Source organism: Clostridium sp. CM037, from assembly GCF_055081095.1.
Window position 1 is genome coordinate 2,974,120 of sequence record NZ_CM143650.1, and the last position, 26,178, is coordinate 3,000,297.

The 26,178-nt window shown below is 30.3% G+C and carries 27 protein-coding genes and 1 pseudogene; 3 read left to right on the plus strand and 25 right to left on the minus strand.

Translation table 11 applies throughout. The features are described 5' to 3' along the window. Positions 1–18: 18 nt before the first annotated feature. The 3 genes from ACWJKP_RS14415 to ACWJKP_RS14425 all read right to left on the minus strand — a co-directional run bounded on the left by ACWJKP_RS14415 (position 19) and on the right by ACWJKP_RS14425 (position 2,415). On the minus strand, positions 19–501 hold the full coding sequence (locus ACWJKP_RS14415; RefSeq protein WP_224578846.1) for a MarR family winged helix-turn-helix transcriptional regulator: 483 nt from the start codon (positions 499–501) through the stop codon (positions 19–21). A gap of 411 nt (positions 502–912) precedes the next feature. Next, a complete protein-coding gene (locus ACWJKP_RS14420) occupies positions 913–1,434 on the minus strand; it encodes a DUF3189 family protein (RefSeq protein WP_462961246.1) in 522 nt (173 codons plus the stop codon). 225 nt (positions 1,435–1,659) lie between these two features. Continuing rightward, positions 1,660–2,415 (minus strand): PHP domain-containing protein, encoded by a 756-nt coding sequence (locus ACWJKP_RS14425; protein ID WP_462961247.1) that lies wholly within the window; start codon positions 2,413–2,415, stop codon positions 1,660–1,662. A 488-nt stretch (positions 2,416–2,903) separates the two neighbouring features. On the opposite strand from ACWJKP_RS14425, the gene ACWJKP_RS14430 reads away from it, so the two are divergent. Beyond that, complete coding sequence (locus ACWJKP_RS14430) at positions 2,904–3,455, plus strand: DEAD/DEAH box helicase family protein (protein ID WP_462961248.1); 552 nt, start codon at positions 2,904–2,906, stop codon at positions 3,453–3,455. A gap of 318 nt (positions 3,456–3,773) precedes the next feature. Here the strand turns inward: ACWJKP_RS14430 and ACWJKP_RS14435 are convergent, their stop codons facing one another. The 5 genes from ACWJKP_RS14435 to ACWJKP_RS14455 all read right to left on the minus strand — a co-directional run bounded on the left by ACWJKP_RS14435 (position 3,774) and on the right by ACWJKP_RS14455 (position 9,098). Next, positions 3,774–4,154, minus strand: a complete 381-nt coding sequence (locus ACWJKP_RS14435) for a transposase (RefSeq protein ID WP_462961249.1) — start codon at positions 4,152–4,154, stop codon at positions 3,774–3,776. A gap of 258 nt (positions 4,155–4,412) precedes the next feature. Further along, positions 4,413–5,432 carry a sensor histidine kinase gene (locus tag ACWJKP_RS14440; RefSeq protein ID WP_462961250.1) on the minus strand — a complete coding sequence of 340 codons (1,020 nt, stop codon included), beginning with the start codon at positions 5,430–5,432 and terminating at the stop codon, positions 4,413–4,415. Next, a complete protein-coding gene (locus ACWJKP_RS14445; RefSeq protein WP_462961251.1) occupies positions 5,429–6,100 on the minus strand; it encodes a response regulator transcription factor in 672 nt (223 codons plus the stop codon). The genes ACWJKP_RS14440 and ACWJKP_RS14445 overlap by 4 nt, the downstream gene beginning before the upstream one ends. Before the next feature lie 297 nt (positions 6,101–6,397). Beyond that, positions 6,398–8,344 (minus strand): FtsX-like permease family protein, encoded by a 1,947-nt coding sequence (locus ACWJKP_RS14450; protein ID WP_462961252.1) that lies wholly within the window; start codon positions 8,342–8,344, stop codon positions 6,398–6,400. Next, positions 8,319–9,098, minus strand: a complete 780-nt coding sequence (locus ACWJKP_RS14455) for an ABC transporter ATP-binding protein (protein WP_462961253.1) — start codon at positions 9,096–9,098, stop codon at positions 8,319–8,321. Before ACWJKP_RS14455 ends, ACWJKP_RS14450 begins: the two co-directional genes overlap by 26 nt. Before the next feature lie 545 nt (positions 9,099–9,643). Here ACWJKP_RS14455 and ACWJKP_RS14460 point away from each other — a divergent pair. Further along, positions 9,644–10,873: pseudogene (locus tag ACWJKP_RS14460) on the plus strand (transposase). A gap of 364 nt (positions 10,874–11,237) precedes the next feature. Here the strand turns inward: ACWJKP_RS14460 and ACWJKP_RS14465 are convergent. The 12 genes from ACWJKP_RS14465 to ACWJKP_RS14520 form a co-directional block, all read right to left on the minus strand. Continuing rightward, positions 11,238–11,417, minus strand: coding sequence for a hypothetical protein (locus ACWJKP_RS14465; RefSeq protein WP_462961254.1), 180 nt, complete (start codon positions 11,415–11,417; stop codon positions 11,238–11,240). A 306-nt stretch (positions 11,418–11,723) separates the two neighbouring features. Then, positions 11,724–12,839, minus strand: coding sequence for a hypothetical protein (locus ACWJKP_RS14470; protein WP_462961255.1), 1,116 nt, complete (start codon positions 12,837–12,839; stop codon positions 11,724–11,726). A gap of 4 nt (positions 12,840–12,843) precedes the next feature. Further along, positions 12,844–14,061, minus strand: coding sequence for an ABC transporter permease subunit (locus ACWJKP_RS14475; RefSeq protein WP_462961256.1), 1,218 nt, complete (start codon positions 14,059–14,061; stop codon positions 12,844–12,846). 2 nt (positions 14,062–14,063) lie between these two features. Then, positions 14,064–14,927, minus strand: coding sequence for an ATP-binding cassette domain-containing protein (locus tag ACWJKP_RS14480; RefSeq protein ID WP_462961257.1), 864 nt, complete (start codon positions 14,925–14,927; stop codon positions 14,064–14,066). 113 nt (positions 14,928–15,040) lie between these two features. Next, positions 15,041–16,150 carry a sensor histidine kinase gene (locus tag ACWJKP_RS14485; RefSeq protein WP_462961258.1) on the minus strand — a complete coding sequence of 370 codons (1,110 nt, stop codon included), beginning with the start codon at positions 16,148–16,150 and terminating at the stop codon, positions 15,041–15,043. Next, a complete protein-coding gene (locus ACWJKP_RS14490) occupies positions 16,140–16,505 on the minus strand; it encodes a winged helix-turn-helix domain-containing protein (protein WP_462961259.1) in 366 nt (121 codons plus the stop codon). Before ACWJKP_RS14490 ends, ACWJKP_RS14485 begins: the two co-directional genes overlap by 11 nt. A 125-nt stretch (positions 16,506–16,630) precedes the next feature. Then, positions 16,631–18,451 carry a group II intron reverse transcriptase/maturase gene (ltrA, locus tag ACWJKP_RS14495; RefSeq protein WP_224578720.1) on the minus strand — a complete coding sequence of 607 codons (1,821 nt, stop codon included), beginning with the start codon at positions 18,449–18,451 and terminating at the stop codon, positions 16,631–16,633. A 693-nt stretch (positions 18,452–19,144) separates the two neighbouring features. Further along, positions 19,145–19,483 carry a response regulator gene (locus ACWJKP_RS14500; RefSeq protein ID WP_224578831.1) on the minus strand — a complete coding sequence of 113 codons (339 nt, stop codon included), beginning with the start codon at positions 19,481–19,483 and terminating at the stop codon, positions 19,145–19,147. A gap of 382 nt (positions 19,484–19,865) precedes the next feature. Further along, positions 19,866–20,129, minus strand: coding sequence for a hypothetical protein (locus tag ACWJKP_RS14505; RefSeq protein WP_216303600.1), 264 nt, complete (start codon positions 20,127–20,129; stop codon positions 19,866–19,868). Between the two features lie 15 nt (positions 20,130–20,144). After that, on the minus strand, positions 20,145–21,401 hold the full coding sequence (locus ACWJKP_RS14510) for a DNA polymerase Y family protein (protein ID WP_462961053.1): 1,257 nt from the start codon (positions 21,399–21,401) through the stop codon (positions 20,145–20,147). 423 nt (positions 21,402–21,824) lie between these two features. After that, a complete protein-coding gene (locus ACWJKP_RS14515) occupies positions 21,825–22,454 on the minus strand; it encodes a CatB-related O-acetyltransferase (RefSeq protein WP_462961260.1) in 630 nt (209 codons plus the stop codon). A gap of 333 nt (positions 22,455–22,787) precedes the next feature. Continuing rightward, positions 22,788–23,306 (minus strand): AAA family ATPase, encoded by a 519-nt coding sequence (locus tag ACWJKP_RS14520; RefSeq protein ID WP_462961684.1) that lies wholly within the window; start codon positions 23,304–23,306, stop codon positions 22,788–22,790. 19 nt (positions 23,307–23,325) lie between these two features. Between ACWJKP_RS14520 and ACWJKP_RS14525 the strand changes: the two genes are divergently transcribed. After that, positions 23,326–23,541, plus strand: a complete 216-nt coding sequence (locus ACWJKP_RS14525) for an Rrf2 family transcriptional regulator (protein WP_462961685.1) — start codon at positions 23,326–23,328, stop codon at positions 23,539–23,541. An 81-nt stretch (positions 23,542–23,622) separates the two neighbouring features. On the opposite strand, the gene ACWJKP_RS14530 is transcribed toward ACWJKP_RS14525, so the two are convergent. The 5 genes from ACWJKP_RS14530 to ACWJKP_RS14550 form a co-directional block, all read right to left on the minus strand. Beyond that, a complete protein-coding gene (locus ACWJKP_RS14530) occupies positions 23,623–23,859 on the minus strand; it encodes a DUF2922 domain-containing protein (RefSeq protein WP_165414702.1) in 237 nt (78 codons plus the stop codon). Positions 23,860–23,919: 60 nt separating this feature from the next. Then, on the minus strand, positions 23,920–24,144 hold the full coding sequence (locus ACWJKP_RS14535) for a DUF1659 domain-containing protein (protein ID WP_462961261.1): 225 nt from the start codon (positions 24,142–24,144) through the stop codon (positions 23,920–23,922). A gap of 81 nt (positions 24,145–24,225) precedes the next feature. Beyond that, positions 24,226–24,759, minus strand: coding sequence for a sigma-70 family RNA polymerase sigma factor (locus ACWJKP_RS14540; RefSeq protein WP_462961262.1), 534 nt, complete (start codon positions 24,757–24,759; stop codon positions 24,226–24,228). Positions 24,760–24,817: 58 nt separating this feature from the next. Beyond that, positions 24,818–25,834 carry a DnaD domain-containing protein gene (locus ACWJKP_RS14545; protein WP_165414134.1) on the minus strand — a complete coding sequence of 339 codons (1,017 nt, stop codon included), beginning with the start codon at positions 25,832–25,834 and terminating at the stop codon, positions 24,818–24,820. Positions 25,835–25,916: 82 nt separating this feature from the next. After that, complete coding sequence (locus ACWJKP_RS14550; protein ID WP_462961263.1) at positions 25,917–26,168, minus strand: hypothetical protein; 252 nt, start codon at positions 26,166–26,168, stop codon at positions 25,917–25,919. Positions 26,169–26,178: the final 10 nt, after the last annotated feature.

Genomic DNA, 26,178 nt, shown 5'->3' on the forward strand with positions numbered 1-26,178 from the left:
TTTCAATATTTTAATATTTTAATATTTTAATAAATTCTTTGATAGTAAATTTAGTAAAGAGGTTAATTCCTTCAAATGACCATCCTCAAGTCCAGACATTAGGTTAGTAATTAAGGTGTAGTGCACTGGCAGAATCTCCTCCAGTATTTGTAATCCTTTTGAACTAAGGTGAACCAAATAACCTCTCTGATCACAAGGGTTGGGGATTTTCTCTATGAATCCTTGATTTTCAAGGCCTGCTAATAATCCTGTCATAGTTCCCTTAGTAACCTCAGCCTTTGTGCTAAGCGATATTGGAGATAATTGATAATCACTCTGCCTATACAAAAGCATTAAAATAGTAAATTTCCCTTCCGAAATACCATACTTAGAAAAATGCTCATCAAATATTTCTAAAATATCAGAAGCCGTTCTGAGAAGTGCTATACAAGTTTCAACTGCTTCTACATTTAGACTTGAATAATGGCTAGAATATTCTTTTAAAATCTCCTGTTTTGGCATATCCCTAAGGCTAAATTTATATCCTTTAATAATAAAACCCCCTCATATTTATATAGTAAGCCACCTTACTTCATTTGTAAAGATATATTTTATTATAAAAAGAAATATATTTCAGCTTCTTAATAAAATTTACTTTCCTTCTATTCTCGGGGTGCAGTTTTTGATATATCTGCTCTATGGCTACATCACTTAGCTTTCTGGTTTGACATATATCGCTACGCGTCTTCGGAAGAAGGGCATCAAAACCAAATCTATTATATTCTGATTCCCAATTAGAAAGTGTTAATAAAAAATGTTCCTTGAAAATTAAATAGTGTGATATTTAGGCATAACAGTATCAATTACTTTCCCGTTTTGAAATAAAAAGTTACATCAGCTTTTTGTTGATGTAACCCGTATAATAGTTAAAAATCATTTTTTCTTAAATTCCTTATTATCTAAAATAATAACCCCTAACTTATCTTCCTTTGCTTCCTTTGCTGCCTTCTTTGTGTGATTTACAAGTTTTATAACGTCCTGGTATGATTGTTTTACTCCCTTTACAAGCAAGGGCACTCCTATAAAATCAATTCTTAGCCATCTAGAAAATAATCCACCAAAGGTCATTGGTAATGGAACAGTTGGTGACGTATTGGAAAATATAATTTTCTCATTTAATAGATTTTGTTTATGAAGCATAGAAGCTAAATTATATAATCCAGGAATCAAAACCTTTGAACGTCCCCTACCTACAACATAGACTTTATTTCCATCTTCATCACTTCCATAATAAAAAAGTTCTCCACGATTTCCATATACTAACTTATTAAAGTTAGGTAATTCCAATATTTCATCCTTAGTCGGTTCTCGGGTTTCATCTAGCATTTTTAAGTGATAGGCAATTGCTAAAATAGATGAGTGGGTTCCGCCATAACAATTATATATGTATATCATTTAAATCACCTGATTTCTTATTTTTTAGCTTTGTTTTAATAATTGTAGTATATGCATTAAACATTGATATTAAACATCCTTTGAACACACTTTCTCAAATGCCTTAAATGTTTCTACAATCCTTTATACATAAAATAAATATAATATGTTGCAACGAAAAAAAGGTAGCTCTTAATGACTCTAAGATTAATTGTCGGAATGTAAATAAAGTTTAATCTAGCCAAACTAATCTCTTAATAATTTCATTGATCTATGTGCACTTCCATCAGCATTAACAATATCATCATCTGTAAGACCTGCCTCAACTGCAATATTATAAGCCTTACCAAAATACCCTACATCCTCCGATTTGTGTGCATCACTTCCCAATGAAAATTTAACACCCATATTCTTTAACTTTTTTATTGTTTCAATATCCATATTCCTATGACCTCTGTTAATCTCCAAAGCAGTATTTCTTTCAACAGCAACCTTTCCAATTTCGATAATATCTGGATTAACATGCTCTAAAGGATGATTTAATATTGCAATTTCATATTTTTTAATGGCATTAATTGCAGCTTCTGTATAATTCCTCAATAAAAATGGATTTTGTACTGCTCCAGGATGATAACCCACACAAATTATATCCAGGTAATCAATTACTTCATCTTTAATATCTATATCCCCTTTTTTATTAACAATATTACATTCTACGCCAAGAAGAATCTTAAAGTCATTCTCCTCCAATAATGAACTCTTATTAAGATCATCAATTGATTTGCGTAATTTTTCATATTGATATAGTTTCATCCCGAAGGTAATATGTTTATAACCATGGTCTGTTATGGCAATTTCTTTTAATCCTCTTTTTATTCCAGCTTTAACATTTGATTCAATACTTCCTTTTGCATGTTCTCCTAAAATAATATTAAATAAGGGAATATGTCCCTTTGCAATATTAGTATGAGTATGATAGTCTGCAATAATCTTAAAACTCATTTTATCCCCTCCATGGTTTAACATCTTTTAATTAGCCGCTTCATTATCAAATTGAAAAGCTTCTTGTGTCCACATATGTAAATTCCCTATGGCATGTTTATCATCCAGTTTTAGTTTGCCCATATTACTGGATAATACTTATCTCCTATTGGTGGTAAATCATTATTTAAAAAAGACAGGAAAATCAATTGCAGAAGCTACATTAACACCTGCAAGTGAAATTTTGAGGGAAATAAAGGGTTTTCGGTATGAACAATCAGCTTAAAACTGTAAATGAACCGACAGAGCTTACAGGTATCACCATTAGAGGTAGCGCCAATTTTTCCGACAACAACCCCTCTAATACATAAAACGGATAAATATCTTATAATTTACCCACTCTAAGAAATAGTAGTCCATGGTACTTAATGGTATAATTGACTTAAAATTATTGCGTAATTGTAAAATATTGTGGTGCGATGTTTATATTTGAGAAAAGAGGTGCTGTTTTGAAATTAGTATTTTTAATTGGAGATACTGCTGTCGGTAAAATGACAGTTGGACAGGAACTGACCAAAATTACGGATTTTCGATTATTTCATAATCATATAATTATTGAACCTGTAATAGAGACATTTGGATATTTTTACGGAAAAGCAATAACACGAATGAGGGATGTTATTTTTGAGGAATTTGCAAATTCTGATTGTTACGGATTAATTTTCACATATATGTGGGCATTTGACCAGAAATCCGATTGGAATTATGTAGAACATGTCTGTGATATTTTTAGAAAACATAGTGCGGATATATATTATGTAGAACTTGTTGCACCTCAATCTATCAGACTACAAAGGAATGCTACTGAAAATCGTTTGAAGCACAAAGCAACAAAAAGAGATGTTGAAATGTCAACCCAAAGACTCATTAATGATGACAACAACTATCGTTGTGTCAGCAATGATGGCGAAATTCCATTTGAAAATTATATAAAAATTGACAATTCCAATCTTCCAGCAGAAATTGTTGCAAAGATGATAAAAGAACGATTTGACTTATAATATCTTAGAATATAAATATTAGTTATACATTGCAACAGTAAGACATATGACGAATTAAAAAAAGTGGTGGAAAGAAATGAACTGGATTGGTATATTACCCGTTTTAATGGTAGTATTTATTTAATATATAACGTACTTTTCCCCTCCCTAAATAAAGGCTTTATGCTATTTTTTTGTTTCTCCTGGCGGAGTATAGTTTTGGCGATTCAACTTCTCTTTTGTAATCATTTTGCTAATTTAACTTCTGGCATAATGAAACAGATGGACGATGGGGAACGTTATGAAATTAAGGATGTCTATGTGGGTAAGGAAAAGACGCTAAGAACAAGGCTTAGTCTGCCTTGAAATTTCTATTCCTAGTCTTTCAAACTCTTTTTCTTGGCGATATAAAGGCATCGCATTAACATATTTTTGAGCCATAACGTATGCTACTGTTGATGACGAAGCCATACTTCCTTTAATAACAGGCTCTGATACTACTGATTTAACAATAGGAGTTCCATCACTATATTTTTCGCAATCTCGGCATGAATATATATATTGTATATTCTCTAGTACCTTTGCTTGGGCTGGAATTATTACTAATTCTCTTCTCACAGTTTTGCCCATAATGTGCATATCACCGCCGCATTCAGGGCAGAATTGTTCCTCCGCAGGAAGATAGTATTCCACCACTTCTACAGGTAAATGAGATAACATTTCATCCTTTTTACCAATGCGCTTCTTTCTCCTAATCTTGATTTCTTCAAATTCAGGCTCAGGCTCAGGCTCAGCAACACGTTCATCAGCTTACTTTTCAGCCTCATCAAATAAACTTAGTTGGTCATACTCACTTTTTTCACTTGAAGATCCAAATCACACATGCTTCAATAAGGTTATCTGCTCCATCATCCAGACTATCTTTTTTTCTAATAATTTAATTTGGGCTTATTGTGATTTAATTTTAATAATTTATCCTTAGTCATCTGTAAAATTTACCATACTAGACAAAGGAAATATTAATGTAACTTTAGTTCCTTTATTCTCCTCAGAATCAATAGTAATTTTTAAGCCCAGTTTTGAACATAGTTTTTCACATAAATACAATCCCATTCCTGTACTTTTACTAAATTTTCTTCCGTTTTCACCAGTAAATCCTTTTTCAAACACTCTATTTATATCTTTATCTATTATACCTACCCCATTATCCTCTATAGTTAACATTACTGAATTAGCTTTCTTAATTGAATATATACTTATTATGGGCTCTTTACTACTTGAGTACTTTCTAGAGTTTCCTATTATCTGATTAATAATAAATTCAGTCCATTTCTTATCACTATATACAATTTCATTTATATCTTTTATATCTAATTTTATTTTCTTATGAATAAAATCTCTATAATTTCTTTTAACTACATTCCTTACTACATTATCAAGATTAATTTGTTTTATAATATAATCTTTACTAACATCATCGCTTCTAGAATAATAAAGCACCTGTTCTACAAACCCCTCAATTCTATCTATCTGGAAGTCTATTTTATTAGTTACTTCATCTCGATTATTTCCAATTATTAGCTTTGTAGAAGCTATTGGTGTTTTAATTTCATGTACCCATGTCTCTATGTATTCTCTATATTCCACCTGTATATCCTTATAATATTTTACATTTTCGTGCATATCTCTGCTTATCTCTTTAAGTATAGAATTTAACTTTTTCGCTTGTATAAAGTTCGCTTCCTTTATTACCGCGGGAAGTAGATATTTCTTATCTAAATTTTCTAATATGTTATTAATTTCATCATAATAATTTTTAAAGTTTATAAATTCTAACGCCATATAAGAAATTAATGGCAAAAACCAAATACAAAAGGCAAATGAAATTATAATGACATTAACATTAATAATAATCATTATAGCTGCTAATATGATAAATAGCAGCATGTTAGATATTATTACCACCATTTTTTCTTTAATAAATTCACCTATACTCATGGCATTATATACCCTAACCCTCTTCTTGTTTCTATTGGATTTTCTATGCCTGTTTCTTCAAGTTTTTTTCTTAATCTATTAATATTAACAGTTAAGGTACTATCATCTACAAAATAATCTGATTTCCACAGATATTCCATAAGCGAATCTCGTTTTACTATATTCCCCTTATTGTTTATTAAGTAAGAGAGTATCTTAACCTCATTTTTCGTTAATTCCAAGCATTTATCCTTATAAATAATCGTTGCATTTGAGAGATCTAAATTAAAATCTCTATAGCTTAATATATTATTAGTTTTTGAACTTCCACCTGTTCTTCTTAAAATATTAGTTATCCTTGCTAATAATATTTCTATATTATAAGGTTTTGTTATAAAATCATCTGCTCCTAAATTCATACTCATTAATTCATCTAAATCACTATCTCTACTTGTAACTATTATAATTGGAACATCTGAAGTTTTTCGTATTTCTCTACATATATAATAACCATCAAACACTGGAAGATTAATATCTAACAATATAAGTTCTGCATTCTCATTTTCAACATATTGTATTATATTATTAAAATTTATAGGAGCTTTTACTTCGTATCCATATCTTTTTAAAAAAATTTGTAATTCTTCTCTTATAACTTCATCATCTTCAATAATGATAATTTTTTTCATATGTACTCGTGCCTCCCTACTTATTTTATCCTGTACCCTAATATCATAACATATTCTAAATTTTATAAAATATAAGGCTATATATATATCTTAAATATTAAAGTACATATTCAGCTCTAGCAAAATCCTAATCGGGACTTTTACCCGTTAGATTGTGCCCATTTTGGGAGCACCTTAAAGAGGTACTTACTTTTCAGTAAATACCTCTTTAATTTATTACTTATTTTATTTGCATCATTCTTCATTGGTTTATATACATCAACACAAAGCTATGCATTAAGTCTAAAATAAATCTCTTTATAAGTTACTCTTAACAATATTTTTATATCCTACGTATGTTGTATAGAAGTATCCCGCATAAATTACAATAAATATTAAAGCTGCTACTAATGCTGAAGAGTTAATATTTGTTTTTTGTAAGCTATTTAATAAATCACTAGTTACTTTAATTCCAACCACTGAATGAATTAATGCAAGACTAACTGGAAGACTAAAATATATCAATGTTTGAACAAAAATTGTTTTATCTATCATTTTTTTGTTTGCACCAAGTCTCCTTAAAGCTTTATATCTTTCTATACTGTCACTAGCTTCTGATAATTGTTGAAGAGCGAGTACTGCCATGCTAGTTATTAAAAATACAATACCTAAATATATTACGACAAATATCAATACACTTGTTGATACCATACCTTCTGAATGAACCGCATCCTTTGAGATACCGAGTATAAAACCACCTTTACCATAGTCCTCGCGTTTTTGATATTTTTTATTATATTTTTCTCTATTTTTATCTAAATAATTTACATTAATTACTGAGTTACTAATTTTGTAACCTGATAAAAACTCATCATTTATAACTATTGTGAAAAAACTACTTGTAAAATAAGCAGTTTGAAGATTTTCTTCTATAGCTTTAGGGTTTTTTATTAGGTATTCTTTACCTTTAATATTAATTTTATTATTATTATTTTTTATTTTTTTATTTATTGGCTTCATAAACTTATTAGTATTTGATAAAATTAAAACTTCATCCTTAGTTAAATTTACTTCTTTTTCATTCTTAAATTTTAAAATTTTATTATAATCAGATATTTTAACAAAAACTACATAGTCTTCTTTAAAATCTCCTGTTGTTAAAAACTCACTAGCTTTCATACCTGTAAGATATTCATTATGAGCTACGGATTTTTCATTTTTACTTATTTTCAAATTAAATTTATTTAGAACATCTTCTATATTGTAGTCTCCATTCATTTTTTTTACTGATATGCTGGCATCAAAGGGCGTTGACTTTTTAATTCCTGCATCCATAACTGTTTTAAATCCTATTCCCATAGATAAACTTACTATTGTGAAGAATAACATTAAGCAAATTAAAGACATTGATATGAAGTTTGTATTAACTTTACTATTTATCTGTTTTACTACAAATATATTTAACCCTTTAAAATAAACCTTTTTATTTTTCTTTACCACATATAATATAAGTCCAGATAAGCTAAAGAAAAATAACACTGTACCTAATATTCCAAAAGCTATTGATATTAAGACCATAGGGTCTAGTACATTTAAACCTATTTTTAGTATCGATTTATATGCAAATCCAAGTGATACTACGCATAAAATAAATGCTATTAAATATATACTAGAATTTTTGAATTTGATATCTTGATTTCTTTTACCTGCTGTTAATAAATCGATTATCTTGTATTTAGATATAACAAATACATTAAATATCATAACAAGTAAAAACATTATTCCAAAGTATAATACAGTTTTACCTATTGCACCTGTTGAAACTGTAAACTTATATTCATTAATCGGTACATTAAATAACTTTAATGCAAAGGTGGCTAATCCTTGTGATGCTCCAATTCCTAGTATAAGTCCACTAATTAAAGATATAACTCCAACTAGAAAAGTCTCCATTACTAATATTATAGATATTTTTCTTTTTCCCATACCTAAAGTCATGTATATTCCTAATTCTTTTTTACGTTTTTTTATCAAGAAATTATTTGCATATAATATTAAACTACCTAATATTATAGATATAAATACTGACACATAAGACATAATTTTCATTAATTTAGATACAGATTTCATTTGTATAAGTGCCTTTTGTGACCCAATTGAGTTGAAGCTATAAAATATACAAACTGCTAAAGTTAGTGTTAAGAAATATATAGCATAGTCCTTAAAACTCTTCTTTACATTACCTACAGCTATTTTGGAATACATTATCATCACCTCCAAGTAGGGTTATAACTTCTATAATTTTATTAAAGAATTCTTTTCTAGTATCCTTACCTCTTACTAACTCACTAAAGATTTTTCCATCTTTAATAAAAAGGATTCTATGAGCATAACTTGCTGTAAAAGCATCATGGGTAACCATAAGTATTGTGGTCTTTAACTCCTTATTTAAGCTTTCAAGTTTTTCAAGTAATAATCTAGCTGTTTTAGAATCTAGCGCCCCTGTTGGTTCATCAGCAAGTACTAAGGATGGATCTGTTACTATTGCTCTTGCAGAAGCAACTCTTTGCTTTTGTCCACCTGACATTTGATAAGGATATTTATTTAGTTCTGGTTCAATGTCTAAATATTTTGCTACTGATTTTATTTTCCCGTCTATTTCTGAACTTTTCTCCCCTTTTATTGTTAATGCTAAAGCTATATTTTCATAAGCAGTAAGGGTATCTAGTAGGTTAAAATCTTGAAATATAAAACCTAACTCATTTTGTCTAAACTTATCTAATGCTTTTGATTTCAACCTAGTAATATCACTATTATTTATTATTATTTTCCCTGTAGTGACATTATCAATAGTTGATATACAATTAAGCAATGTTGTTTTACCACTTCCTGAAGGTCCCATTATCCCAACAAACTCACCCTCATCTACCTTAAAACTGATACTATCTATAGCCTTTATTACATTATCTTTATTTCCATAATACTTTTCAATTTTTTCTACACTTAATATTGTTTTCATTTATAACTCTCCCTTTTTTCTTTATTTTAAATTTAATTGCTTTAACTCCATCTGATGTACTTATTATATACAATTTTATTTGCAGCAACCATCGATGTATATTTCATTAACATTACATTTTTGTTATGTTAACATAAGTTTGATTATTTCAATGATAAAAAACCGCAAAAAAATTTTCTCGGACACTTTAAGTCTGAGGAAACATAAAACACACTTCAATATTTACTTTAAAACCTTCAAAGCCTTTGATATCAGCTTATTTCTTTACTATCTTCACCTCCGTCTCCACATGATCTGTATATGGAAACATAATTTATTTAAATTCTTGTCTTCTTTCTCGAGTTCACACTTCATTATACTAATTCAACTAAATTAGGGCATAAGAAAACCCTCGACTAAATAGAGGCCACTGAAAAACTATATGAAAAATCGTCATCGAATTAAAGATGGCGATTTTTTTTATGTAAAAGACTAAAAACAAAAAGGAATTTTAAAAGATATGTCGAATTAGTATAGTAGACTAAAATAAAAGGGGCTATACTATTATGCTAAAAGGACAATTGGAAATAAAAATAAATACATACCATAGCTTATATTCGTTAATTATTCCGGAAGATAACATTTTAAAGCAAATTAATGACCTTGTTGACTTTTCATTTGTTTATGATGAATTGGTGGTTAACTATAGTTCATCTATGGGTAGAGGTGCTATTAACCCCATAATGCTATTTAAATATTTACTTTTGAAAGTAATATATGAATTGTCTGATGAAGATGTTGTTGAAAGAACTCTTTATGATATGTCCTTTAAATATTTTCTAAATTTAGCCCCAGAAGAAACAAATTTAATAAACTCAAGTACATTAACTAAATTTAGAAAGCTTCGCCTTAAAGACATGAATTTATTGGATTTATTAATAAACAAGACTGTAGAACTTGCTATAAAAGAGGGAGTTTTAAAAAGTAAAGCAATAATAGTTGATGCTACGCATACCAAGTCACGTTATAACCAAAAGTCAGCAAGCGAAGAATTATTGAAACGTGCAAAAAACTTTAGAAAAACATTGTATGGAGTACATCCTGGTATTAAAGAAGAGTTACCTAATAAAGTTACAACTGGAGTACTTGAAGATATTCTTGAGTACTGCAAATTATTAATTGATAGCATAAACGAGGAGCCAGAAACTGCAGCAAATCCAGCTGTGAAAACTAAATTAAAGTACTTAATGGAAGCTATTAATGATGACTTAGAAAATCTAAAACTATCAAAAGATGAGGATGCAAAAGTGGGGCATAAAACTTAAGATAGTTCTTTTTTTGGATATAAATCACACCTTGCTATGAGTGAAGAACGTTTAATTTCAGCAGCTGTTTTATTTGTATGTCCGGCAGGCCATATGGCTATTAAAAAAGCAAAACAGGGAAAGAAGAATGTTGGTAAAAATCAAGTGCTAACTTACTATTTTAATGTAGAAAAGTGTAAAAATTGTGTTCATAAAGATGGGTGCTATAAAGAAGGTGCTAAATCTAAAACTTATTCGGTTTCAATAAAGTCAAATACTCACAAAGATCAAATAGAGTTCGAAAAAAGTGAGTATTTTAAAAAACGTGCTAGAGAACGTTATATGATAGAGGCTAAAAACAGTGAACTTAAGCACCAGCATGGCTATGATGTAGCAACATCGTCAGGTTTAATTAGCATGCAAATGCAAGGTGCGTTATCAATCTTCACTGTGAATCTAAAGAGAATAATCAAGTTGAAAGGCATGAAATAAGGCTTTTTTAACTTAAATATAAAAATATAAAAAGAAAAAGCATGAAACATCCAAAAATATGGGTATTTCATGTTTTTTCTGTTCAAGCCTAAAAAACTTACTGAAAAGAGAGTGCTTTTTTCGGTGGCCCCACTAAATAATGTGGATTTTTAACATATGATCATGTATCATTTAACTATAGTTTTTTGATACGCTTATTGTAACTTTATTACAAAGCTACAACTTGTTTTGAGTAAAAAAACAAGAGCTTCATCATTTAGTGATTAAACCCTAGATATATCACTGCTTTACACTGATGTTATATATTTTTTCGAGTTAGAACTATTATATTCAGTATGTCCGAAATGTCCTAATTTAACATTTATTATATTTTAGGCTCAACCGTTTTAAATATAAATCTTAATGTCATTATTACTGATGCAAGCTTATATTTTATCTCAATTGGAACTGATAGACATTCTGTGCTCATTCCATAATCCTTCGTCAATGAATCTAATATTTCTCCTATTTCTTTACCTGTAATCATCTGAATTTCATTTATCATTATTATCACCTCTTAAATTTAATCCGTAGTTTTCTACCAATCTGACGTAACTTTTAGGAATATTATACCATTATGTGTTTTATATTCAAACTGTCACTATAAGGGTGTTTTGCCCATCCCCTTTTTGTGTGTCATAAGTACATCTTATTTATTTCTGACATGTTTCAAATACTTAGTACATATTTTGAAATACAACTATAGGCAATTAGGTATGGAATGGCTATAGTTCAGATGTTACCTAACAAGTAATTTGCTTATTCACCCTTTTCGGGGGGCTGGGCAAAAATACCCGTATAGAATAATTAGTTATATTTTATTTTTGCAGATTGCACGATATAACAAAAAATAAAAAACAAAAAACACCACAACCATACTCACCATAACTGCATATGGTCTCCAAATCCCCATGTCAAACTGAAATCCAGACACTTCATTTATAATTTGTGATGATGCCAGTGGCAATGCATTTAAGATAAATTGGAAAAATTTCCACGGAAGCTTAATAAATAAAGCCATGATGATATAGAAAATATTTATTCCTATTCCTATTGATGTAGCAAGGCTTGTACTTGCTGTTTTGTAGGATATCCATCCCATAATAGTTGTTAACGATAGCACCCCTAAAAGTTCACTTACAAACATTAAGAGTATTCCACTTCCTAATGTAAAGTTACCTATAGAAAATAATGCAAATACCTTTAAACTACTCTTTAAAGTCTGAAGTCCAGTAGCTGAACCTAAAATTAATACACTGCAAAGTGTTGCTGCCAAAGTTAAAAGCAAACCATATATCATAACAGGAAGAAGGCGAATGCCCATCATCTTTTTGCCAAAAACTGTTGCATACATAATTTCCATACTACCGTCTTCCATGCTATCAGAATAGGTGGATGCCGCAAAAAATGTTACCATAAATATAATTATTAGATAAAGAACCTTAAGAATATTAAAGCTTTCAGTCCAAAGATAATAGCCTTCATATTGATAAAAAGGTGTTTTCACCTTAGCTAGTTCTTCCAATGCTTTTGCTTGATTATTTTTAGGTATTTTTTCTATAAGTGCAGTAGATTTTTTTTCCCAACATGCATAAAAATTTTTAGCATAATAATCAGGAAATTCGGTTAGTTTATCTTCATTGTATAGTATTCCGGGATGAGAATAAACTAACCGACTTATAAAAGCTATAAGTGGGCTATATTTTATTTCATCTGACTTTTTGTCCCGCACTTTTTCTAGACCTAGCCATAATTTATCTTCAGTCATTTCACCAGCATATACAGACTCTTCTTTAATGACTTCATGTAGATTTTCATTTATTGCTATAGTGCGTAGATTTAATACACATGTAAGCAAAAGTAGACCTATTATTGAGAAGAAAACATATCTTGTAAAAAGGCGACGCTTTAATTCTTGATATATCATCTCCTTACCTCCTTCTATAGTTAAGTGTTGTAAAAATGGTACTAAGTAAAAATATAATTGAGCTTGCTATGAGCAAAATGGATGGCATCCATAGAGTCTTCCCTAAAATTGTAATGAATGGAAATTCTGTAGATTGTAAATATGAAAATACTATTCCTCCTGGTATAATCATCTTAATTATATCCATATTCCTAGAGTGACTAGTGATAGATACGCCTAAAATAAAAGAACCTAATATTGTAAGTATCGAGAATTGGATGGCTTTTGAGGATTTTTTAGATATAGATGAAATCCAAGTAGAAAAGCTTGACACTATTAAAATTCCTATCCAGCCTATGATAAATACATTTCTAAGTAAGTCACCTTGAGTATATGGAAGAAAACTTCTACTTGAAACCTGTATTGAAGTATTTAAAGCATCAGCAGGTAATGAGTACTTTAATAGCAAAACATAAAGACCAACTCCACAAAGATATATAATAGATGCCATAATTAAAGGTATACTAATTTTTGCTATAGTGAGGCTTTTCCTGCCATTTACTGTAGTAGTTATAATTTCATCCATTCCATTTTCTTTATCATTAGTTATTATGGAACTTGAAAAAATCCCTAACATAACCATAAGTACAAATGAGAAAAACATCATATGACTAATTCCATCATTCCATTGGTTAAATCCAGTGTAATAAGTATAAGGTTTTTTCACTTTATCCAATAGAGAGAGCGCTAAGGTCTTTTCATTTTTATTAAGTGCATTTTTATCAATATAATTACCATAGAATAAATCTTCATTTTCATAAAAATTCATTCCTGCATCCTTAGGAATATGCAAAAGGTCACTTGTTGATTCTCCTATCATAGTTTTCAAGCGAAACTCCTGGAGAATTAATTGGTCAGCATAGACAGTATATTTCAACAAGTCTTTAGTAATTACTACATCCCTGTCATTATCACCTTTTAATGACTTTAGAAAAATATCACAGCCACTTTGAAATTTATCTAAAGTCATTTTCCCTTCAGTGCCTACTCTATCCTTACCTGCTGCTTCTATTGCTGATCTACCTTTATATTCTTTGTAAACTCCTTGCTGCAAAAAGTCTTCAGTAGCTCCCCCTACAATAAACCATGTCCATAATCCTGCCAAAGCAATTGCAATTAAAACATATGTTAGAAGCCTTTTAAAATTTAGTTGTCTTTTTAACTCTTGAAAAAACACATCCATTTTTATACCTCCTTAACTTTTGAAAGGTAAAAATCATTAAGAGAAGGTGAAACTAATTTACTATTTTTTAATGGAATATCTGCAACATAACGAATTGAAACCTTCCCACTAGATTCATTACGAAAATTCATAATTTTATATTCATTTTCTAGCCGTGAAAGTTCATTTTCATCAATAACAGTCTCAAACACATTACCATCAAGTGTTTCAATTAAAGAATGAGCTTCTCCTGCTGCAATTACTTTACCTTTTTCCATAAGCACAAGGAAATTAGCAATAAATTCAATGTCTGAAACAATATGTGTAGATACAATAATGATTTTTTCTTTGCTTATTGCAGTTAAATACTTACGAAATTTGTTTCTTTCCTCAATATCTAAACCAGCAGTTGGTTCATCTACAATTAAAATATCAGGATTATTTAACATAGCTTGACATATTCCAACTCTACGCTTCATACCTCCGGAAAGTTTATCAATCTTTTTCTTTCTAACTTCTGATAAATTAAACTTATTTAATAATTCACTGATTCTTTTATTTCTAATTTCTTTATTAAGCCCCTTTAAAGATCCAATATAATGGAGAAAATCTTCAACAGATTGATTTTTATCATATCCAAAGTGCTGAGGCAAATATCCTATTTTATCTAGATACGACGCCTTAAGGCTGGCTATATTTACATCGTCTAACATTACTTTACCCTTACTTGGCTTTATATTAGAAGCCAGCATTCTCATTAATGTGGTTTTCCCCGCACCATTTGGTCCTAAAAGTCCCCAAATCCCTGGAGTAAATTCAAGCTCTATATTATTCACAGCCATTAAATCTTTAAACTCCTTAGAAATATTATAAGCAAATAATTTCATATTTTTCCCCCTTATTAAAGCAAAAGCAATAAAAAACCTTTCTTCTATCTTCAGTATAACCGAGATAAAAGAAAGGTTTATTCATAAATTATTTAGTATTTATAAAGATTTTATTAAGAATTGGGTAGAGTAATAATAAATACAGTATGTCCATCCTGACTTTCCGCGTCTATTGAGCCCTGATGCTTTTGTACAATTTCCCTTGCAATAGCCAAACCAAGTCCTGCCCCGTTTGATTGACTTCTTGACTGATCTCTTCGATAAAACTTTTCAAATATAAGTTTTAATTCCTGCTGATTTATTACGTCACCATCATTTTCTACAAACAATTTCATACTACATTTTTTCATTTCGGCCTTTATTTTTATGACAGAATCCTTGTGGCTATATGCTATAGCATTCTTTAATAAATTGTTTAACACCCTAGCAAATAGTGATCCGTCGGCATAAATCTTAATACTCGGAGTAAGATTTATATCAAATTTTAAGTTTTTCTCCTTAAGTAAAGGATATAGTTCCTCAGTCAACTGTTCTAGGAAAAACTCTGCATCTAGTATACTTTTATTCAAAGGGATTTCCTGAAGACTAAAGCGAGTAATATCAAAAAACTGATTCGTTAAATCTTCCATTCTATAGGATTTTACCAAAAGTTTCCTTATATACTCCTTACGAACCTCCTCTGGCACCTCAGATTCATCTAAAATTGTAAGATAGCCAACGATGCTTGTTAATGGAGTTTTTAAATCGTGTGCTAAATAGGTTACAAGGTCATTTTTCTTGCTCATCTCCATTAATATCTCCTGCTTCACAAGTTCATTCTCATGTCTAATTTCATTTATCTCAGAATCAATTAGTTTTAGTTCTTGAACTTTTTCAGGTACCTCTCCCTTGCTGAGCAAAGATATTCTTTGCTCTAACTGAGTTATTATCTTTTTTCGTTCCTTATTTTGTGAGTACCTTGATGTAAAGTAAACAACAATCTCTAAAAGAACAAAACCTCCAATAACCATATTTTTCAATATATCTCTAAGTCGTGGCCAATAAAAGGTTCCTCTGGTACTATCTATACCAACAAACAACACCTTTTCTTTATTAAATAATATTTGCCTTTCAAAAAATTCTGCCACAGTTCCTTCTAATTTTATATCAATAAATAAAATTAATCCTATAAATATAAAAAAAGCTAAAATATAATAATTCCATTTCCATTTTTTAATCTTCAATGATATAGCCTACCCCCCAAACAGTTTTAATATATTCCGGATGTTCAAACGACTCCTCCATTTTTTCTCTTAAGTTTCGAATATGAACTGTTATTGTATTTGTAGATTTTGAATAATACTCATCATCTCTCAACAAATGAAATAACTTTTCTCCATTTAAGACATGTCCTTTGTTTAATAGTAATATTTCAATAAGGTTAAATTCTGTAGGTGTTAGTTTTAGTTCCTTGCCATTGAAATTAACATATCTACTATTTCTATCTAAGATTAATCCTTTATAATATATAGTATTATTTTCCTTTGTACCTTCCCCATATTCCTTGTATCGCCTAAGCTGAGCTTTAACCCTTGCCATGACTTCCAAGGGATTAAAAGATAGGAATAGGTAAGACTTTGAAGTTATCTCCGCCTTTTCCCCTCCTCCACACAGTGCTTGCGACTTTCACCGCACACTGCGTTCCATCAATATTTATTACTTATTTATATCACGTAATTTCCAACAAGTTTACGAAGTATATTAATTTTAACCAAACCTATGCTATCAAGCTTTATCTTATTTTTAAGTCTTTCTATTGCCTCTTCTTTTTCTTCATGAATTAGCTCATGAACGTATCTATTTACATATGTTAAGTTATTGTAGTTGTCTTTTCCACCTTTGTTTTTAGGAATTCTACGATGAGCAACCATACTAATTTTCTTTAATGTTGCTCCCGACACTCCACATTTCCCATTCTGCCCTATATATAAGGATATTCTATTATCGTTATATTCTAGGGTTTCATTGATTACATTGTTATCCATCAAGAACTTAATGGCTTCGCCATGGTCTTTTTTCAGCTTTTCATGGATTATACTTCTACCTTCTTCAGTGTAATTGCATGTTTTGGGTGAAAAATTCTTTGCATACTTAAGCTTAACTCCATGTAAGGGAAAGATTGTTATCCCTGCAATAGTTATTGTTTTACAGTTATATCTACTATAATTTTTTTTATAGGCTTTACTTATTATATTTGGACTACCTCGTATACTTCTTGTGCCATTATATAGGTTCTTTTTAACTAAGAAAGATATTTCACTAAAATCTAAGCTAACATTTGTTGCTACATTGTAATAGTTATGCCACCCTAGTATTTTACTATTTAATTTATTTACTGCTTGGCCAGAGGGGTTTTTTCTTATGTCTTTAACCATTTTTTTAAATGTTTTTATTATTCTAGCACTTGCTTTGTCACTAACATGAGTTTTAGCAATTCTTTTGTTTCTATTAACCCTAACTTTTAATTTAAATCCTAGAAAATCAGAGTAGTTCTTTCTTAAATTCACAACCTTTGATTTTTCAGGACTAATATCTAGGTTAAGTCTTTCTTTAAGCCATTGCTTTACTGCCACAAATACCTTTTGTGCAGTTTTAGCATTTCTACAGAAAATTTTAAAGTCATCTGCGTATCTAACGATATACATTTCCTTTAAGTTGGTATTCTTCAATGCACGTATTTTATTGCTATTATCTGAGTATCTATAATAGGTCTGAAAATACTCCCATTGATTACACATCCACCAGTCTAGTTCATTTAATACCACATTAGAAAGTAACGGTGAAATTACCCCTCCTTGCGGAGTACCTTTGTTAGGAATTCCTATGCCATCTATTTCAGCTTTAAGGATTTTAGATATTAATTTAAGAAGTTCTTTATCTTTTATCCCAAGTGACCATAATTGCTTTAATAATTTATTATGGTCTACGTTATCAAAGAAACCCTTTATATCAATATCAACTGCATAATGTAACCCAGCTCTGTTAGTAAGAAACATACATCTAGCTATGGCGTGTTTCGTACTTCTATTTGGTCTAAAACCATAACTGTGAGTATAGAACTTTGCTTCGCATATAGGCTCTAATACTTGTTTTATACATTGTTGCAGATGCCTATCTTCTATAGTTGGAATACCTAGAGGTCTTATTCCTCCGCCTAGCTTTGGAATTTCTTTTCGCCTTACTTTATGTGGTGTAAACTGTTCTAATCTGTTTCTAACATACTCAATTATAGTTTCAATGTCTTTTTTAGCTATATCTATAATTGTGTTTGAATTTATTCCTGGTGTTTTACTCCCTTTATTCTTTTTAATATTTCTGTAGGCTAATAAAATGTTCTCTTTTTTCAGTATTAGTGGTACTAGATTTTTAAATTCTTTTCCCTCTTTACTAAGCTTATATAAATTATCTTGTATTGCTTGAGTATTATAATACTCATTATTTCTTAGTTTCTGATTTTTCTTATACTTCATCTGTCTTGTTGTCATTAGTCAGCATTCATTCCTTTAAATTCTTGGTTTAAGGTTTATGCTTCTCTTAGTCTTACTCGAACCTAATGGACTTACGTAATATATCTTTTCTTAAATATTAACTTGTGGCTGTCCCTCCACTAACTTTCGTTAACTTCAACGGTACTGTGCCACTACTTTCACTGATATTAAAGCAAGTTATAACTATCGTCTTTCCTTGCTACCACTTCATAGAAAATAAGTCCTCCATGTTACCAGCTTACCACGTTCCAATAACTTTATCCTTACATATACCCTTAGGTAGCTCCTCTAGTCCTGTCTGTAACATACTGCCTGTAACAGTATAAGGATTTTCATACCAAACAATCTTACTCATCCTCACAGACACTACAACTTAGGTAGTTGAAGTATTTCTACCCCCTCATCATTTAGAACCTTACATTCGGAACTTTGTCAGTCTCTTATATTTAGACATTCTTACCATAGGTATTTTATGGACTCCCGACCTATCATACACTCGACCACCTCTGGTTCGCTTTTCCATAACTTCTTACGAAGTCATTAGGGTGTACTCTCAGCCGACTTCACCGAGCTTATAACAACTTCACTCTTCTTAGTAAAGATGCTATTCGGAGTATCAGAGAAAGCCCTTCGAGGCGTTACCCTCTCATTTGACTTTTCAAGTTATTAGTTCTTAGATAGATTTGCTATCTAGGCAATATTTTTAATATTGCAACGTGTCGCACGCTTAGTGATATAATCATCTGCACCATAAGTAAGACCTATTATTTTATCTTGATCCGCTGTTTTTGCAGTCAGCATTATTATAGGAAATTTGTATTTGGTGCGTATATTTTTACAAATGTTTAGCCCACTTATATCTGGCAGCATTAAGTCCAAAATAACTAAATCCAGCTCTTTATCTTCAAGAACTTCAAAAGCTCTCTTACCATTTTCAGCTTCCCATATTTCAAAAGATTCAGCTTTTAAATAGATTTTTAATATATCTCGAATATCTTTATCATCTTCAACAATCAAAATTCTCTCCATTTAATTCCTCCATATGTTTATATTAAAAAACTTATAATATTCTCAATTCCATTTAAACATATTATACCAAATAAAATTAGTGTATTCATGCTTATTTATATTTTTTACTAAGTTCAACATGGATTCATCACAATTCTCTCTGCGGCCTATATAGTTCTCTGTGTACGCTTCATCTTGCTGTTACTAGCTTCAACGCAATACTCGATATGAGTGGTTGGTTAGACCCTTCTCAACAGGGACTTTCACCCTGCAAGTAAATGCCAAGCTTTGCTTCTCTCCTTAATGATTAAAATAACATTTAATCACAATTCATAATATGAGAAACTGAAATAATATAAAATGTGTACAGGCTATATTATTTCAGTAATTGATAGTCTGACATCTAAATTTTAAATAATATCCACCTACAAGTACCCATCTCATATTTTAGCTCATATAACTTTTCAGCTCCGTCAATTACACTCTGACACTTATAAATAATCATAATATTACCTGCCAATTTCTCAGTATCTTTTACTATAACCTTATCTATTTTTATAACTTGCATAGGTTCATCGCCTACTTGCATTCTAAACCTTATAGGCTTTATATCGCCTTTATTATCAGTGTATGAAACCATTTCTATAGGTAATGCTAAAACCTTCATTTATTATAAACCTCCTTAAAGCATTGCGCTCATTAATGGATAATCTTCCTCACCATCTGCCATTCCACCACACATACTATTTAGCCCTGAATGAAGAAAACAAGACCTAACTACAGCTTTTGGCCCATATTTTAATCTTATTTTATCAACGGTATCATTTATCTTTTTATCTTTTTCATAATCAAAACTATCTAGCAAAGAACACTGATAAAACTCATTACTACAAAAGTCTGTGATATGTATCCCCAATTGCCTTATTGGATTACCTTTCCAAACATTATCAAATAAATAGCATGCTATTTCATATATTTTGCGAGTAGAGTCAGTTGCTACAGCTACTTTCTTTTGACGAGAATAAAATATTAAGTCGCTCCCCCTGACGCTTATACTTATCACAGTACAACAATTGTGTGAATCTCTTAAACGCATGGAAACTGTTTCACACAAGGATAGTAACACTTTATGAGCCGTGTCTTTATCTTCCACATCAAAAGCTATTGTTGTAGAATTACCTATACCCTTCATTTTAATATAATTGCTCTTGCGGACTTCTGAAAATTCGATGCCATTGGCGTAATTCCAAATAACTTGACCATGACTCTTTAATTTATTCTTTAAAATATCCAAATTATAATTTGCTAATTCTCCAATAGTATTAATATTTAAATTGTGCAATTTAGGTGCTGTGGCTCTACCTACCATAAATAAATCTTCAACAGGTAATGGCCACATTTTATGTTTTATTTCATTTGGGAAAAGTGTGTGAATTCTATCTGGCTTCTTAAAATCCGAAGCTACCTTTGCAAGCAATTTATTATTTGATATCCCTATATTCACTGTAAACCCAAGCTCATTCTTTATCCTCTCTTTTATAGTTTCAGCGAGTTTCAAATAGTCAGGATATAAATGTTCCATATTAGAAAAGTCCAAAAAACTTTCATCAACTGAAAAACGCTGAATACTTGGAGTGTATTCTAAAAATATTTGATGCATAGCCTCGCTACACTTCATATATAATGAATATCTTGGAGGTACAATTATTATTCCGGGACACTTAGCCCTTGCACTATATAAAGTCTCTCCTGTGTGAATATCAAATTTTTTAGCAGGCATTGATTTAGTTAAAACAATTCCATGCCTGCTTTCTTCATCTCCGCCCACTACAGATGGTACCGTTCTAAGATCTAACTCTTCCCCTTGTTGAAGTCTATATGCAGCTTCCCATGATAGATAGGCACTATTTACGTCAATATGAAATATCAATTTACTCATAGCATAAATCATCTTCCTTTTTATTAATCTTAATTTACTCATATTAGAACATCAGTTCGTTATACTTATTATATACTACTTGCTTACTTTTTAGAAGCAAATTCGCATATTTTTTTTGTAATATATGTATTTCACATAGATTATTTCACTATGATGGGAATTCTATTAGTAACTATTCCCAATGATCAGGTACCTATTCATCAAAAAATCAAAAAGAACCAGCTAAATTGCGCCAGTTCTTTACTAGTTCCATATATATTTAATTAGCTGAGCTTATGCTTTTAATGCATGTTCTTCCATATTTTCTGTAAGTCTTTTTAATTCACTTAAATAATGGCTATTTTCTTTTGATTCTTCTATTGCTTCATCTATTATTTTTTCATCTGCTTCATTCGGATTATATGAACAATGCGTCGCTAAACCTTAAACTAATTTATTAATATTTCCTGATTGAATGTACTTAATATTTGCTTGAATTTTTTCGTATGACCAATCCCACCACTTAATTTTCAGCAACTTTAAAATTACATTATCACTAAACCTTTTCTTTATAACTTTTGCTGGTACGCCCCCAACAATAGTATACGGTGAAACATCGTTAGTAACTACTGCTCTGGTTCCAATAATTGCACCATCACCAATTTTCACACCTGACATAATTATAGCGTCATATCCTATCCATACATCATTTCCAATTACAATATCACCTTTGTTATCCCAAGCATCTTTTGGTTTTAATGCTTCATCCCATTCTTCTTTGAAAATAGGAAATGTATAAGTAGATAGTGATTTCATTGTGTGATTTCCACTGGTCATGAGAAACTTTGCTTTACATGCAATTGAACAAAACTTCCCAATTATTAATTTATCATTGTTTATAGGATACTGATATAACACATTATTTTTTTCAAAATCTCTTGGCTCATTATAAAAGTCATTATATATTGTATAATCTCCAACTTCTATATTATCTCTTGTAATTACACTTTTAAGATATATAGTCTGGTAATCATTACTTCTTGGATATACTTTGTTTGAATTTGGAATAGTCATGTTTAACCCTCTCCTTTGTATTATGCTACTTTTCTGACTATCCCATTATTACAATACATTTCTTCATAGAATCACTCCTTAAATATTCTTTATTTTTTAATTCAGGCTCTAGTATTCTATCTTCAAGAACATATTTCTACTTATGCCGTATTTTTCTACTATCACGCAACAATTTCAAGTCAATTATACCATTATGTACCATAGATTACTATTTTTTAGCGTGGACGCGCTAAACTAGCAAAGCCCATTAATAAAAGTCTTTATCTTACTCTTAATATTCCCATTAAGAAGAAAATTTGGTTCTGTATTTTTATAAACTCTTAACATTGGTTTCTACCTTCTTTTCCTTCTTGATTTTTCTAAGTTAATGAGCATTATATCCTTATCAAAATCTCCCAAATACTTTCTTAGATAATCAAACTCTTCAATAAATTCGGGTGTTTCAAATAAATCCTTTTCTAATAAAACTAATACTTTTTCAATCCTTGCTGAAATATCATCATTTCTCACATTTTCTAATTTCATTGTAGTTTTTAAGATATTTTCAATAGTATGACCATAGGTCTCATCTATTTTATCATTATCAAATAAAGATACTCCATTTTTATCTTTAATCAATATTCTTAGCTGCTCTGCTTTAATATCTCCCACTATATGTGGGGAATGAGTTGCAATTATTAACTGATTGTTAGTTCCTATATTCTCATAAACCTTTATTATTTTTTGCTGCCACTCTGGATGTAGCGATATTTCAGGTTCATCTATTAATATGATTGAATTATTAACCTCTAAGAATTTCAAAGATAATCCTCTTAAAAATAGTTGTTTTTCGCCAGAAGACAGTCCATTAATATCTAATCATATTGAATAGATAACTTTATTAGAAGTATACAAAGCGGTAGAGATAGTGGACGATGGTGGTTTGTTTCAAATTCATCCAACTCCAAATCCCAATTATCCCATAGGTGCAAACATTCAATCCGTTATTGAAGTCACTTTGTTCAGTGCACAAGAAGCAATGGAAAATGTTCTAAGAAAGGTTACTATGCTTGATATTGTAGGTGATATCAATAAGAAAATTAAATAATTCAGAATGATTTTACTGTAATTAAAATGCCGTATAGATTGCATATTTTTATGCTATCCATACGGCATTTAACACTTTTCTCTAAGCTACATCAACTTCATTAGTATCAGTAGTAACTACTTTAGCATCTTTCTTGCCAGTTAAGCTACCATTCGCTGATGCAAAAATGTTCTTTGCAATAACTAAATCCATAAGAGCATTTACCTCAATGTCTGTTATAGTTGGCACTCCCTCTTCATCAGCTTTAATATCATCTACGCTTAAAGTGAAATATTTACCTTCTATAGATGTTAAAAATCTCATAACTAATTTATGCATATGTCTTTTCCTCCTTTTAATTATTTAACTTAATTTAACTCTAAGTTCTAAACTGAAAACCTATTCCTGAACTAAGCTGAATTGATCTTGTCTGTCTAGTGTAAATAATGGATAAGTCTTAATGTTAGATATAGCTTTTCCTATTGCAAAAATGTCCTCATCCACTGCAGTAACTTTTAAATTACCTAGTGTCTTTGTTGCAAATTTATCATTACCGTCGATGTCCACGCCTACTTTCATAGTGAGTTTTAGCGCACTTGCTACTTTTGTAGATACAACTGCCATATTGATTGCCCCCTTTATTTTGTTTTCACTGAATATATATGCTGCTCTGAAATTTTGTGCGTTCTTTTAAATTATATAAATCTACATAAGTGTTTTGAGTTTTTCTAAGGCTTTTTTCTTAATTCTTGCAAATTGATAATAGCTTTTATCACTATCACAGGCTATCTCTCCCAGAGACTGGTCCAAAATATAATATCTCTCTAGTATTTCCCGCTCTAGGGGCTCAAGTTTATCAAGAGCAACGTATAATTTTTTCACTTCATCATAGGCTATTACTTCATCCTCTAAGGTGAATTCATAATTTCCTACAGTATCAAAATCTAGCATTTCATTGTTTGGAACTTCTCTAAAATGCTTTATCTGTCCTTTTAGAAGGGCTTTAAAGTTCAATTTTATAGAATTTATGCAATAGCCGTTAAAGCTGTTGCTGCCTAGCTTATACATGGCTATAGCTTTTATAACAGAAAGATAACCATGTTGGACCAAATCTTCTAGTTCGTATCCTGGAATGTGATACCTCGAAGCTTCCTTAAATATAAGGTATTTGAATTTTCCCATTACCTCCTCTGTTGCTCCACTCTCTTTATTTTTAGCCTTTTCAACTAATTTTTCCATGATAAAAGCACCGCCTTTTCAATTTTTTATATAGAATACATTCAAAAATAACTAATTATTAAGCTATTCCTAGCAGCTGCTTTTCTAAGGCATCAAAATCATACGTCCTTTGCTCATAGTCACAGAATCCACTCTTTTTCACTTTTTTACCTAGGTAACCATTTTTTTTATTAGCCCATTGTATTTGATATGCTCTTACCTCATAATCAGTTTTTAAACCATTACTAATCCAGCTATTGAGTATTTTAGTTATATACTTCATTGTTTTTGCATTATAATTAACAGCTTCTTCTATTGCCATAATGATAACTTCATTAGTTACATTGTTTGTGAATCCCAGTATTTTTTCGTATTCTAAAGGGCTAATAGCATGTACATTTTCTTCAAATATTCTAATTATATTTTTTAACCCCTCATAATCAGACGAAGAATTGTTTTCATATTTTATTTCTTGTTTTTTGGTTAATGCTTCTTTTTTAGTTATTACTTGTACTTCTTCTTCTTTATTTATTGTTTCTTGCTTTTTATTTATTGTTTCTTCTTTATTACTTCTTATTCTATTGCTTGGTAGCATCTTACAAGCCCCTTGTAAGCCCCTACTAAAAATTTTATCAGTTTGAATTTCAACTACTTCCACACCACTATCAAAAGATTCATTTATAATAAGGCTCTCAAAAATTTTCTCTACATCTAATTTAGCTCCCACACATTTTTCAAATAGAATTTTAACAAATTTTTTATTTTTCACTTTAATTACCTCTTTATTCACACATTTTATAGAATTTGGGCTGTTAGGAACATTGTATTTTATCCAATTTAACACCATAATCTCTTTTGTCTCTTCACAGTATAAGATTTTATTGTGCTCACAGAATTTTTTAATTAATTTATCTACGGTTTCCTTGTTAATCCCTGTTTCTATCTCTATAAACCTTTTGGACAGCTCATAAATACCGCTTTGCGTTGTTTTGGTATTTGTTAAAAGATATAAATAAAAAAACTTTTCCTCCGAAGTAAGTTCAAGAACAAAGCTATCACTCCAAAATTCTGTATAAAGCTGTCTATATTTAGCCATTATTATTCCCCCATGATTTTAATTTTACAATTACGAGCAGCTTAATTTTCTACTCTCAGCATTTAGTTTCGCCTGTTTTTGTTTACTGTGCTTTTGCTTTACTGTTAACTGTATTTAATGGTTCAGGTAAAAAAATATATTCTCTATAATCTAACTGGTTATCTGTACACCATTTCATTATCCCATTAAAAAACTTAATCCCTGGAGTGTTATTCTTAACCAGAACTCGATACACATGTGCTACATCTACACCAATAGCCCTAGAAAGCTTTGTATAACTTCTATTAAACCGTTCATCCATTAAATGCCTCAATGCTAATTTATTTAAACCCATCTATATTTCC